Source organism: Kitasatospora sp. NPDC048194 (genome assembly GCF_043202455.1).
Lineage (GTDB): Bacteria > Actinomycetota > Actinomycetes > Streptomycetales > Streptomycetaceae > Kitasatospora.
In genome coordinates, this window is the sequence record NZ_JBIDAK010000002.1 from 352,408 (window position 1) to 365,390 (window position 12,983).

The 12,983-nt window shown below is 75.3% G+C and carries 9 protein-coding genes; all 9 read left to right on the forward strand.

Annotated features, from left to right (window positions below; genetic code table 11):
* Positions 1 to 340: 340 nt before the first annotated feature.
* The 9 genes from ACGF07_RS04145 (at position 341) to ACGF07_RS04185 (ending at position 12,163) form a co-directional block, all read left to right on the forward strand.
* Positions 341 to 763, forward strand: coding sequence for a hypothetical protein (locus tag ACGF07_RS04145; protein ID WP_392895233.1), 423 nt, complete (start codon positions 341 to 343; stop codon positions 761 to 763).
* Between the two features lie 2,101 nt (positions 764 to 2,864).
* Positions 2,865 to 3,734: a hypothetical protein gene (locus ACGF07_RS04150; protein WP_392895235.1), complete on the forward strand. Its 870-nt coding sequence runs from the start codon at positions 2,865 to 2,867 to the stop codon at positions 3,732 to 3,734.
* On the forward strand, positions 3,731 to 4,399 hold the full coding sequence (locus ACGF07_RS04155; protein WP_392895238.1) for a methyltransferase family protein: 669 nt from the start codon (positions 3,731 to 3,733) through the stop codon (positions 4,397 to 4,399). The genes ACGF07_RS04150 and ACGF07_RS04155 overlap by 4 nt, the downstream gene beginning before the upstream one ends.
* On the forward strand, positions 4,396 to 5,085 hold the full coding sequence (locus tag ACGF07_RS04160; protein ID WP_392895240.1) for a nitroreductase family protein: 690 nt from the start codon (positions 4,396 to 4,398) through the stop codon (positions 5,083 to 5,085). The genes ACGF07_RS04155 and ACGF07_RS04160 overlap by 4 nt, the downstream gene beginning before the upstream one ends.
* The gene (locus tag ACGF07_RS04165) at positions 5,078 to 7,963 is read left to right on the forward strand and encodes a PEP/pyruvate-binding domain-containing protein (protein ID WP_392895242.1); all 2,886 of its coding nucleotides are present in this window, start codon (positions 5,078 to 5,080) and stop codon (positions 7,961 to 7,963) included. The genes ACGF07_RS04160 and ACGF07_RS04165 overlap by 8 nt, the downstream gene beginning before the upstream one ends.
* A complete protein-coding gene (locus ACGF07_RS04170) occupies positions 7,960 to 9,219 on the forward strand; it encodes a cytochrome P450 (RefSeq protein WP_392895245.1) in 1,260 nt (419 codons plus the stop codon). The genes ACGF07_RS04165 and ACGF07_RS04170 overlap by 4 nt, the downstream gene beginning before the upstream one ends.
* On the forward strand, positions 9,216 to 10,187 hold the full coding sequence (locus ACGF07_RS04175; protein ID WP_392895247.1) for a hypothetical protein: 972 nt from the start codon (positions 9,216 to 9,218) through the stop codon (positions 10,185 to 10,187). The genes ACGF07_RS04170 and ACGF07_RS04175 overlap by 4 nt, the downstream gene beginning before the upstream one ends.
* Entirely contained in the window at positions 10,184 to 11,242 is a 1,059-nt protein-coding gene (locus ACGF07_RS04180) for a ketoacyl-ACP synthase III family protein (protein ID WP_350746432.1), read from the forward strand. The genes ACGF07_RS04175 and ACGF07_RS04180 overlap by 4 nt, the downstream gene beginning before the upstream one ends.
* Positions 11,243 to 11,401: 159 nt before the next feature.
* Positions 11,402 to 12,163 carry a sulfite exporter TauE/SafE family protein gene (locus tag ACGF07_RS04185; protein ID WP_392895250.1) on the forward strand — a complete coding sequence of 254 codons (762 nt, stop codon included), beginning with the start codon at positions 11,402 to 11,404 and terminating at the stop codon, positions 12,161 to 12,163.
* Positions 12,164 to 12,983: the final 820 nt, after the last annotated feature.

A 12,983-nucleotide genomic window follows, 5' to 3' on the forward strand; every position in this document is an offset into this window, starting at 1 on the left:
GCCAGCGGGCGCCGGATCCGCGCGCGCTTCGCGCAGGCGGTAGGTGGAGTGGGAAGTCGGCCGGGCCGACGTCCTGTGCGCGGGCGGGGGAGTGGGGGGTGTCGAACGGGCGTCAGGTGCTGCTGCCGGCCGGGGCGGCGAACCCGCTTCCGTCCGAGCCGACCCCGCGCGGGGGAGCGGAATGTCGGCGGGTTCGACGTCCCGTGCGCGCCGCCGCACCGGAGCGGTGCGGCGGCGCGCCACCACCAGCCGGTGCCGAACGCGCCGGTGCGGGACGGCGGTGACGAAGCCTGCCAGGCGTCGGCGCAGAACACCATCCTCGGTCGGCAGCAGAGCGTGGATGACGTTGATCTCGATCGGCCCCCAGCTGGGCAAGCGCCCGGTGGAGCCGCAGCTCGCCGACGCCCTCCCCGCCGGCATGACACCCGAGCAGGCGATCGTCACCCACCGGCGGTTGCCCCTGCTGACCCCGGGCAGCGCGAGCTTCGTCAACCACCGCGATCCGAAGTCCGCCCAGGCCGCCACCCGGCGCGCGCCGGCCGCGCTCGACCCGGAGACGTCCCCCGTGCTGACCGGGCAGCTCGGCGCGGTCCTTTCCGCCATGGTCGACCACGAGGTGTACGTCGGCGCGCTCCGCCAGCTCAGCCACGCCGCCGGCCCGGCCCGGGCCGCGCTGGTGCCCGAACAGGCGGCCGGGGGGAAGTGGGCGGCGTGGACAGCACCCTCGCCGCCTACCGCGGCCAGAGCGCGCAGCCGGAGCTGATCCACGGCCGGCCCGCCGCCGTCTACCCACAGCAGCTCGCCGCCGTTCCGGCGCGCGGCAGCGACGGCCGGGCCGGCCAGCGCCAGCCGGAGGACTGGGCGGAGCCGCACCCGCCGTGGTCGGCCGTCCCGGCCGGCCAGCAGCTCCCCGCCACCGGCCCGCGCGGCCCGTGGTACTCCGGGCTGCTGGCCCTCACCCGCAACTGGCGCCGGGCCGCCCACACCACCGGCCTACCGGCGGGCAACCGACCACCCGGACCGACTCTGGCCCGCTACCCCGACGGTGTCGGTACGAGGCCCTGCGCTGCGCCCGGAACGAAGCCGCGCAGACAGGGACCGGGGGGATCGATGTCGGGGTTGACCGAAGAGGCCGGCTTCGACCGCCTGGAGTGCCGGCCCGGTTCGCGTCCGGGGTATCGGCGCGGTTTTCCGCTTCGTCGGCCGCCGGCCGCCGGCCGTGGTCTGGAGAACGGTGGCTGGGGCGATCTGACCTTCCGTTGGGGCGGCACCATGTCGCCGTGCCTGCCCAGCGCGCAGGAGTACGCCTTGGCGCCTCGGGCGGCTCGGCCGCGACCGTCCCGGGGCCGCACCACCGGCCCCCGCACGGGGAGCCGCACGTGCCCCGGCTCCTGTGACCGTGGCCACGAGGCGCGCCCGCACCCGGCGCAAGGGTGAGGGCGCGCCGGCACCGCCCAACCTGCGTCGGGACGGACGGGGAGCACTCCGGGTGGTTCTTGTCGAGCCGGTTGGTCCACAGGTGGTTGCCGGTGACCGGACCGACGACGCCGTCGTCGTCGGCGGCGGCGTGGGCGCTGCGCCGGTAGGACTTCACCGCGGCGAGGGTCTGGTCGCCGAACACGCCGTCGACGTCCAGGGCCATCTGCGGGGTGGGGAAGTCCATGGCGGAGACGTCGGCGTTCCACGCCCACTGGACGCACGTGGCGGCGTACCCCAAGTCCCGGTAGCGGATGGAGCGCGCCCTGGTGCCGGCGCTCGCGGACGTGGTCGCGGTGGCGGCCAGGCGCGCGGCGCCGACCGCGGTCGTGGCCGCGCGCAGGGCCGTTCGGCCGGCGGTGTTCATGAGTGCCCCTGGAGGTGGCCGGAAGCGGGATACGGACACCGCGATGCCGTCACCGGTGCTGCCGGATCACCCCAGGACGGCCCGGGGCCGCCACCGCGCGCCGCAGGCCGCCGCACCGGGCGCCGGTCCCCTCCCACGCCGCTGACCTGCGCAGGGGGACGGTGTCCGGGCGGAAAAAGGGGACGCCCGTGGATCGCGGTGGAGCCGCGGACAGCTGCCGCGGACACGGCCGGGCCCCTCGGCGGCGCCAGCCCGTGCGTGCGGGGGTGCCGGCGCACCGCGACGGCCACGCCGCCCGATTCGGGCGTGCGGACCGCCGCCCTCGGTCCTTCGGGCGGGCCGCGAGGGTATCGGGCGGTCGTGGCCGGGCAGCCGTCGCTGCCCGCCGTCGTCCGCCGCCTGCCGCTGCTGTCCGGTCGCCGCCGGGCAGCCGTCGCGGCCTGTTGCCGGCCGCCGGTGTGCCGCCGACCGGCAGGTGAGCGCGGGCGCTGGCATCCCGGGCGCCGGCGGCGCCGGCAGCTCCCACCAGTCGAACGCCTTCCTTGGCCGGGGAGCCGGACCCCGTGGCGGCCGCTGCCGTTGCGGGTGCCCGTTCCGCCTCGGCGGGACCGCCTCGCCGGGTGCGCGGCCAGGGGCTCGGGCGCTGGAGCCGCGGATCGCCGACGGGCGGTCCCGGCGAGGGGCGCCACGCCCAGCACGGGGCGCGACGGCCGCCGCTCTGTCCCGGGTCGGGAGTGTAGCCGGGGGCCTCGCCGTCGAGGAAGCGGTGCGGTGCGGTGCGGGCGGCGTCCTCGCCGGGTGAGCGCGGCGGACGGCGGCGCGGCCCCGATCGGGCCGGGGGGACGTCGACGCGGGCGTGTCGCGGGCGTGCACCGGAGCGGGTTGATCCAACTGGTCATCGATGGTTTCCTCGGTCCTCGTGACATCCGCAGTATCAGGCGTCTCACACCTAACTGAGTAACCATCAGTTTCTGATTGATCGTCAGATCACTCTTGGGGGATGGCTTTGAGTACGTTGTCCATGGAAACGACGGGCCCCTCGGACATGTCCGACAACCCGGGTGTGCTTGATCCCGTGGTGGTGGACGAGGGGGACCGGTGCTTCTTCGACCACCCGCTCGACCACGTGCCGGGAATGCTGCTGGTGGCCGGCGTGCTGGACCTGGTCCGGGCGAGGGATCCGAGGTGGACGCAAGCGGCAGGCGGCCGGTTACGGCTGTCGATGACCTTCGACCGGATGTGCGAGCTGGGCCGGCCGGTGTGGCTGCGCGGTGAACCGGTCGCGGCCTGTGACGGGCCCGCGTGGCAGCTGACCGCCGTCCAGGACGGCGCGACCGTCTGCCGGGCGACCGTGGGCACCGCCGCTCCCACCGGACCCGCAGTACCGGCCGGCCGCGCGCAGACGGCGGTGCCCGGCTCCGCGCAGACGGTGGTGCCCGGCGCCGCGTGCGGGGCCCGGGCCCCGGCGGACCCGGCGCTGGTCCACCGGCTCCGGCCCGAGAACGTCCTGGTGGGCGGCCTGGTGCGGACCGAGCGGGCGGCCGTGCTCGTGCCGCCGCCGCACCACCGGTTGGCGGGCGCGGGCGTGCACACACCGGCCGCCCTGATCGAGTCGTCCCGGCAGCTCGCGACGATGCTGGGCCACACCGCCCACGGCCGGGACACGCAGGCGCAGATGCTCTGGCTGTCGCTGAACGCGGACCTGCCGATCGGCCTGCCGGCCGCCGTACCCCTGGAGCTGCGGTGGGAGTTCGCACCGGCGCGCGGGGCACGTTCGGTGTTCGCGTTCACGGTGGCGGACGCGGCGAGCGGCGAGCGGCACGGCTGGTGCGAGATCGGCGTCCACACCCTCAGCCGCGCCGGCTACCTGAAGCGCAGGGCCGCCACATGAGCAGGGTGGAACAGAAGGCGGGCACGGGCCCGTCCTGGGCGGTGCGGGCACCGCAGCTGCTGTTCGTCGTCGCGGTGCTCGCGACCGGCACCGGGCTGGTGACGCACCTGCGGCACGCCGGCGAGCCGGTGGACCTGGTCGCCGCCGCCCTGGCCGCCTGCTACCTGGGATGGCTGGCGGTCGAGATCCCGGTCACCTTCCGGACCTCCGGCGCCGCGCCCCGCGAGTTTGCGACGCTGCTGCTCTACGCGGCGGCCCGCATCGCGACCGTGTCCGCGGCCGTGCTCGGCCCGCTGCCCTGGCACACCTGGTCACCGCTGCTGCTGGTCCCGGCGGCGGTGTTCGCCGGCGGGGTGGTGCTGCGCCAGGTCGCGATCCACACGCTGGGGCGGTTCTACTCCCACCACGTCACGCGGCAGACCGACCACCAGGTCGTCACCTGGGGCGTCTACCGCTTCATACGGCACCCCGCCTACGCGGGCATGCTGTCGGCGCACGTCGGCTTCGTCGGCTTCTTCCCGAACCCGCTGAGCCTGGCCCTGCTCGTCGCGCTGGCCGCCGCGATCACCTTCCGGATCCGCACCGAGGAGCGCATGTTGGTGAACATCCCCGGGTACCGCGCCTACGCGGCCGAGCGCCCCGCCCTCGTGCCAGGACTGTGGTGAGCGCCCCCGCCCGCCCGGCGCGGGTCACGGTGCCGCTGACCCCCGACGAACTGCTGACCACCACCCGGTCGGTGCGCCTGCGGCTGGACCTGGCACGCCCGGTGGACCTCGCGCTGGTGCGCGCGTGCGTGGAGATCGCCCTCCAGGCGCCCAACGGCGGCAACAGGCAGCGCTGGCACTGGCTGGTGGTGAGCGACGACGCCCGGCGCCGGCGGATCGCGCAGGTGTACCGGCGGGCCTTCGAAGCCCGCTACCCGCGGCACGGCGCCACGGGGGCGGCCGACGGCGCGGTGTCCGACCGGATGCTGGCCGGCGGCCGGCACCTGGCGGCACACCTGCACGAGGTGCCCGTCCTGGTGATCCCGTGCCTGGAACTCGGCGGACGGCCACTGCCGACCGGCAACCAGGCGGGCGTATGGGGGTCGCTGCTGCCGGCCACCTGGAGCTACATGCTCGCCGCCCGCGCCCGCGGACTCGGGACGGCGTGGACGACGGTGCACCTGGACGCCGAGGAGGAGGTCGCCGACATCCTCAAACTGCCGGGCGACGTGCGCCAGGGGGCACTGATCCCCACCGCGCACGTGCTCGGGGACGGATTCGGACCGGCGCCGCGACGGCCGGTGGACGGTGTGCTGCACCTGGACGGCTGGGGCGGCAGGACACGGGGCGGTGGATCGGATGACTGAACTCGTGGTGACCACGGCGGCCGACGAGGACGTGCTCGCGGACGCCGCACAGGTCGGGAACAAGTTCGCACGTCAGGAAGTGCTGCGGCGCGCCGGATTCCGGGTCCCGGAGTTCTTCTGCCTCCCCGCCGCCGCCTTCGACGAGGCCCTGGACGCGCTGCGCCCCGCGCTGCCGCCGGTGCCCGCGGACGGCGCCGGGCCGCAGGCGGTGGAGGCATGGTGCGCGAAGGCCCGGGCGGCGCTGGCCGCGTCGAGCCTGCCCGCGGCGCTGGCGCAACGAATCCGCACGGAGTTCGCCGTGCTGGCCGGGCGGGACGGCCTGGTCGCGGTGCGGGCCTGCGTCGTCCCGGCGACCGCGCCGCAGCCCCCGGCCGGGGCCGGGCCGGCGGACGAGGCGGTAGGGGAGGACAGCGCCGTCGACCCGCTCGCGGGCATGAGCGACAGCTTCCTGTACGTCGACGAGGACGCACTGGCCGACGCCGTGGTGCGCTGCTGGGCCTCCGCGTTCAACCCGCAGGCGGTGCGCTACCGCATCCTGCGCGGACTGGACCCGTTGCGCGCCCGCGTCGCGGTCGGCGTGCAGCGGATGGTCCTCGGCACCCGCTCGTTCGTGGCGTTCACCCGCGACCCCCGGGACGGTTCGCCGCGCCGGGTGGTCGCGGCCGCGTACGGCATCGGCGAGGGCGTCGTCCAGGAGAAGGCGGACATCGACCACTTCTTCCACGACCCGGCCACCGGCGAGGTGAGCGCGCGGACCGTGCACAAGCAGTGGCTCATGGGTCGGCCCGAGGGGGCCTGCGCCGGCGCACCGGTCCGGTTGCCGGTGGCCGAGCGGCTGGCCGACCTGCCGGTGCTCGACGACGAGCAGGTGCGCGCGGTGGCGGAGTTGGCCGCCCGGGTGGAGGAGGTCTTCGGCGTTCCGCAGGACATCGAGGGTACCCTCACCGAGGACGGGGCCATCCACCTGGTGCAGGCCCGCCCCATGGTCCTCACCCCGCCCGCGCCCACCACCACCGACGCCACCGGCACCGCCACGACCGCCGGCCCGGCAGGCGACGAGCCCGCCCGCGTCTACTGGGGCAACCACAACATCACCGAGAGCTTCCCCGGCGTCTCGGGCGCGCTCACCTTCTCCCAGTCCCGGGAGTTCTACCGCCGCTCCTTCACCGACCTCTACCGGCGGATGGGCGTGCCCCGGCCCTGGGTCCGGGACAACGCGCACCGGCTCGCACGGATGGTCGGCTACCTGGAAGGCCAGGTCTACTACCGGCTGGAGGACTGGCACGCCCTGCACGGGCAGATGCCGGTGTTCGAACTGGTCCGCCGCGGCTGGGAGCAGGCCATGGGCATCACCGGCCCCGCCCGCGGCGAGCGTCGCTGGCCCGCGCCGGCGGTCATCCGCGCCCTGCCCGGGCTGGCCTGGCGCAGCGCGCTGCACCCCTGGCAGGTGAAGAGCTTCCTGCGCTGGTGGGACCGGCAGATGACCGAGGCGCAGACCGTCGGCGACTCGCCGCAGGAACTGATCGCCTTCTACCGCAGACTGTGGGAACGTGCCGGCGAGCGCTGGGGGGTGACCCTGGTCAACGCGTTCATCACCCTGATCGTGCTCCGCGCGGGCGGCGCCCTGCTGCGCCGATGGACCGGCCAGGGCCCGCAGACCCTGGTCGAACTCATGGGCGGCGGGAGGGAGAACCGCTCCCTGGAAGCGGTCCGCGCGGCCATGGCCCTGGCGGAACTCGTCAGCGCCGCACCCCAGTTGCGCGCCGCCGTGCTCGAGGACCGCAGCGACCCGCAGCAGCTGTGGCAGCAGATCGTCTCCGGCCGGTACGGCGTGGCCGTCGCCGACGCCGCCCTCGGCTACGTCGCCCGCTACGGCGACCGCGCGCTGCACGACCTCAAGCTGGAGGAGCCCACACCCCGCCAGCGCCCCTGGACCGTGCTCGCCCTGATCCGGCCGCTGGTGCGCCAGAAAGCGACCGTCGCGGCCAACCGCGCCGGCGAGCAGGCCGCCGCCCGGCGCGCCCGCCAGCGGTTGCGCGCGGTGTGCCCGAACCCGGCGAAGCGCGCCGCCCTGCTCGCCATCGCCTCCCTGGCCCGGGACCTCGCCCGCATCCGCGAGGACACCCGGTTCTGCCGCACCCAGTTGTTCGGACTCTCCCGCGACGTGATGTGGAAGCTGGGCGCGGAACTCGCCCGCACCGGTGTGCTCGACGACCGGCTCGACGTGGCCGACCTGACCGTCGACGAGGTCATCGGCGCGTTCGACGGCACCGCCACCGTCACCGACCTGCGCGCGCTCGTCGCGCTGCGCCGCGCCCAGCGCGAGCGGTGGGCCCACAACCCGCAACGTCCTGCCCTGCTGGGCACTCCCGCCGGTCCACCGCTCGTCCGGGCCCTGCCCCAGGCGGTTGCGGTCGGCGCGCCCGGCACGACGAGCGAGGACCTCCTGCGCGGCATCGGCTCCAGCAGCGGGGTGGTCCGCGGCCGGGCGAAGGTGGTGCTCGACCCCTCCACCGATCCCGACCTGGCCACCGGACGGATCCTGGTCGCCCGGGAGACCGACCCCGGCTGGCTGTTCCTCATGATGTCGGCCACGGGCATGGTGGTCGAACGCGGCACCCTGCTGTCCCACACCGCGATCACCGGCCGCCTGCTCGGTGTCCCGACGGTCGTCGCCGTCCCGGGCGCCACCACCGCGATCCCCGACGGCGCGTGGATCGAGATCGACGGCACCGCCGGCACCGTGCGCCTGCTCCCGCCGTCCGAGCAGCCCCCGGAAACCACCGCCGGCGCCGGCGCCGACCGCGCCGCATCCGCACCCGCCACGACCACCGACACCGCCGAGGCCCTCACGACCCCGAAGGGCGAGACGACATGACCCACCCGGCCCGCTTCCCCTTCCCACCCGCCGGCGACGTCCGCCCGCCCGACGGCTACCAGGACGCACTGCGCACCGGCGCACCGCACCCGGTACGGCTGTCCAGCGGCCAGCCCGCCCTCCTCGTGACACGGCACCAGGACGTCACCGCCGTCCTCGGCGACGACCGGTTCAGCCGCGCCCGCTACACCGAACTCGCCCGCCCGCTGTTCGCCCGCAGGAGCGAGTCCGTCCTGCTGGCCACCGCCGACGCGCCCGACCACACCCGCCGCCGCCGGGCGATCCTCCCCGCATTCACCGCGCGCCAGGTCCGTCTGCTGCGCCCGCGTCTGGAGGCCCTCGCCGAGCGCCTGCTCGACGAGCTGACCGCCGGCGCCACCGCCGGCGAGGCGGACCTGGTGGGCGCCTTCACCGTGCCCTTCCCGCTCCAGGTGATCTGCGAGGTGCTCGGCGTGCCGGTGGACGACAGCGCCCTGCTGCGCACCGAGGTCGACATCCTCATGTCCACCTCCGGCCACACCCCCCAGGAGATCACCGCCGCCCAGGCCCGGACGGATGACTACTTCGCCGCCCTCATCGCCGACAAGCGGCGCGCCGCCGAGACCGCAAACCCGCCCGAGGACCTGCTCACCGCACTGGCCACCCGGCCCGACGGCGACCCCGACCGGCGGCTGTCCGACCGGGAAGTGGTGGCCCTCGGCTCGGGCATGCTGATGGCCGGCTACGAGACCACCGGCAACTCCCTCGGCATGTGCGTGCTGCTGCTCCTGCGCCACCCCGCCCTGGCCCAGACGCTCCGCCGGCAGCCCGGGCGCACCCCGGCGGCGATCGAGGAGATGCTGCGCTTCACCTCCCTCAACAACACCGGTGGCGCCCCCCACCTGGTGACCGAGGACACCGCGCTGGGCGGCTGCCCGGTGTCGGCCGGTCAGATCGTGGTGCCGCTCACCGACGCCGCCAACCGCGACCCGGCCGTCTTCGCCGACCCGCACGCCTTCCACCCCGACCGCCCGGACGTCGCCTCCCACCTCGCCTTCGGCTACGGGCGCCACCTGTGCCCGGGCGCCGAACTCGCCCGCGCCGAGCTGCAGATCGCCGTCAACGCGCTGCTACGCCGCTTCGACGTACTCGAACTCGCCGTCCCCGAGAAGGAACTGCCATGGCGCCGGACGATGTTCATCAACGGCCTCTGGCGGCTCCCGGTGCGCTGGAGCGCCGCCCGGGCGGCCCGACCCGCCGCAAAGCGGCCGGCATGACCGACCATCCCGCCCTCCCGACCGCCCCCGCCCCCACCGGCCCCGGTCCGCTCGCCGTTCACCTCGGCGCGTTCGTACGCGGCAGCTTCCCGCTGCCGTTCTCGCTGGTGTTCGCCGTGGCGTGGGCGTTCGGCGCCACCGGCCTGTTCGCCGCGGCCGACGGGCGCGCCGCGCACTGGCGCCCCGGATGGGGCACCGTGGTGGCGGCACTGACCGTCCTGGTCGACCTCCTGCTCCTACGGGCCGCAGACGACCTGCGCGACCTCCCCTACGACCGGCGCCACAACCCGGCCCGCCCGCTGGCCCGCGGCGCCGTGCTGCCACCCGACCTCCACCTCCTCGCCACCGCCGGCGCCGCCCTGCTGCTGCCCCTCAACGCGGGCAACCAGGCCGCCCTGCTCCTGCTCGCCGCCCAACTCACCTACACCACCCTGCTGGTGGGCGCGGAACTACGCTTCGGGTGGCCGCGCGGGGACGCGGTGATCACCGGCGTCCTGCTGAGCTCCCCGGTACAGATCCTGCTCAACCTCTACCTGTACGCGGTCTTCCTGCACGACACCGGCCTGGACACCGGCTCCCTCCGGCAAGCGGGCCGGCACGTGCTCCCGCCGCTGCTGGTGATCATGCTCGCGGCCACCCACCACGAGCTCGCCCGCAAGATCGTGCGCGATCCGGGCCCGCGCGAACGCACCTACGTACGGGTCTTCGGCCTGCGCGCGACCGTCGTGCTCGCGCTGGTCTTCGCCGCCGGCTCCGCCGGCGCGTCGCTGGCGGTGCTGCGCCCCTGGGCGGCAGGGGCGGCCGGGTGGTGGGGCTGGCTGGGACTGCTGCCCGCCGTCCTCGCGGTCAGCGCCGCCCGGAGCTTCACCCGCGCCTCGGCGGCGCGCTGGCCCGGCGCGGCGGTGGCCGGCTACCTGCCGGCCGTCTTCGTCTGCCATCTGCTGATCGGCCTGGGGAGGACCTCGTGAAGACGGACCACCTGTACATCGCGGGGCTGGCCGGCCACCTGCCCCGGCTGTGGCCGATCGCCGAGGCGGTCACCGCCGGGCGCCCCGGCGCGCAGCAGGCCCGCGACGGCGGCTGGACCAGCGTGTCGGTGGCCGACGACACCCCGGCGCCGGAACTGGCCGCCCAGGCCGCCCGGCTCGCCCTCAAACGCTCCGGCCTGACGGCCGAAAAGGTGTGCCTGGTGGTGCACGCGGGCGTCTACCACCAGGGCCCGGACGGCTGGTACGCCGCGAACTACGTGCAGGACCAGGTCCTCGGCACCACGGCACCGGCGATCGGACTGAACCAGGGCTGCACGGCGATGCTGGACGCCGCCCGCCTCGCGCACGGCCACCTGGTCCACGCCCCGCAGGGGTCCGCCGTCCTCGTCTCGGCGGCGGACAACTTCGGCACGCCGTCGTGGGACCGGTTCACCTACGCACACGGCTGGAACACCGGGCGCGCGTCGATCCTCGGCGACGCCGGCTGCGCCGCGCTGCTGTCCGCCACCGCCGGTCCCCTGCGGATCCGCTCGCTCGCCCTGTCCTCGCTCTCCTCCTGGGAGCGGCTCTACCGGGGCACGGAGGACATGTTCCCGCCGGCCGCCGCGGGCGGCGGCCCCCGGATCCCGCTGGGCCGGCGGATGAGCGCCTACGCGCAGCAGGTGGAGGACCGGGACCTGCGCCTGACGATGGCCCGCGAACTCGCCGAGGCCCGCACCGCCCTCGCCCGGCAGGCGATCGACGAGGCGGGTGTCACCTGCGCCGACATCACCCGGGTCACCCACGTGTTCAGCGGCAGCCCGCGGTACGTGGAGGCCCTGCTGGGCCCCCTGGGCATCGCGCCCGAGCGCGGCATGCTCGACCTCGGCCGTACCGTCGGCCACCTGGGCGCCTGCGACCAGTTCCTCGCCCTGGCCCATCTGGTGGACACCGGCGCCGTCGGTCCGGGCGACCACGTCCTGCTGATGGGCAACGGCGGCGGCATCTCCCTCGCCGCCGCCGTCGTCGAGGTCCTGGACCACCCCACCTGGTGACGCCCCCGTCCTGCACCCGCCCCGGGCCGGGGCGGGGCCTGCGCCACGCACATGCCGAAGAGGCGCCGCGGCGTTGGGAGTTGGTACCACTGGTTCCCGCCCCGGCCGTCCGGCATGCTCGTCCCGAGCCGAAACAACACCGATCGAAGGGGATGGAAGATGTCAGCGTGGGAGATGGCGGCCGTCCTGCTCGCGGGAGTCGGTGCCGGAACCATCAACACCATCGTCGGATCCGGCACGCTGATCACCTTCCCGGTGCTGCTCGCCTTCGGTGTGCCCGCGGTCACCGCCAACGTGTCCAACACCATCGGCCTGGTCCCCGGCTCGCTCAGCGGCGCGCTCGGCTACCGTCGCGAACTCGACGGCCAGGCGGGCCGGTTGCTCCGGCTCGGCACGGCTGCCCTGCTGGGCGGCCTGCTGGGCGCGTACATCCTGGTGAAGCTGCCGAGCCGGGCCTTCACCGTGATCGTGCCGGCGCTGATCCTGCTGGCGCTGGTCCTCGTGGTGATCCAGCCGCGGATCGCCAGGGCGATGGCCGCCCGCCGCCAGGGCGGCGCCCAGGGCGCAGCCGGGGGACCGCTGCTGATCGCGGGGGTCTTCCTGACCAGCCTCTACGGCGGTTACTTCGGTGCGGCGCAGGGCGTGCTGCTGATCGCCCTGATGGGCATGCTGCTGGCCGACGACATGCAGCGGCTCAATGCCACGAAGAACGTGCTGGCCCTGATCGTGGACGCCGTCGCCGCCTGCTTCTTCCTGTTCACCTCGCACATCGACTGGGCGGCTGTCGGGCTGATCGCCGTCGGCTCCACCCTCGGCGGACAACTCGGCGCGCGGATCGGCCGCCGACTCCCGCCGTCCGCGCTGCGCGCGACGATCGTCCTGGTCGGCCTGGCAGCCGTCACCCGGCTGCTGGTCAACTGAGCACCCCCGGTGCGTTCGCGGACCACGGGCCGATGGCCCGCGCCGCTGCCCCTGATCGCCGCGACCTGCGCCCTCACATGACCACCGGGACGCCTCGGGGAGGGGGGAGGGGAGGGGAGGGGAGGGGGGAGGGGAGGGGAGAGGGATCGTGTACCCGCTCGCGCCGCTGCCCCTCGGAGCACCGACCTGACGAGTCCGGCCCTTCGCGCACGCTCGTCCCGCCGGCCGCGACCAGGGCGCTGCCCCCGGGGGAAGGGCAGCGCCCTGGAGCCTGGGTGCCGCCCGGTCGTCCGGATCGGCCGCTCCTGGACACCGGGCGGTGTGGCGAGGAAATCCACTTCGCAAACTCGCACCGGTGCGGCGGACGACGTCGAGGGAATCCCGCCGAATCCATCGATCCGATTTCGGCCGGCCCGGAAAAGCGCCGTGCGGGCGCGTTCGAGAGGCGTCATGAGCAGGCCTGCCGTCAACCCGGGATCTCTCCGCGGAATTCACCTTAGTGGTGCCGCTGCTCGGCGTCATCCTCCGGCCGGGGCGACCCGTCCGCGAGCACTCCGTCCGAGGGGTGCGGCCGGCGCGCGGCCCGGTGGACGCTCGTGCCGGCCCTTGCGGTCTCCACCGGGCCGTTCCGTGCGCCGATCGCCGCGGGTGCGTGTTCAAGTGCCGTGTTTGAGCAGTTGAACACGTGGGGAGAACAGGCGGTCGCATGCCCGTCGCCGCGCGGGCGCGCCAGCACCCGCGGCCCGACGGGGCCCGGCGGGGTGGCCGCGCGGCGGGGGCCCCGCCCCCCGCCGCCGCCCCCCCCCCCCGCCCCCGCCCA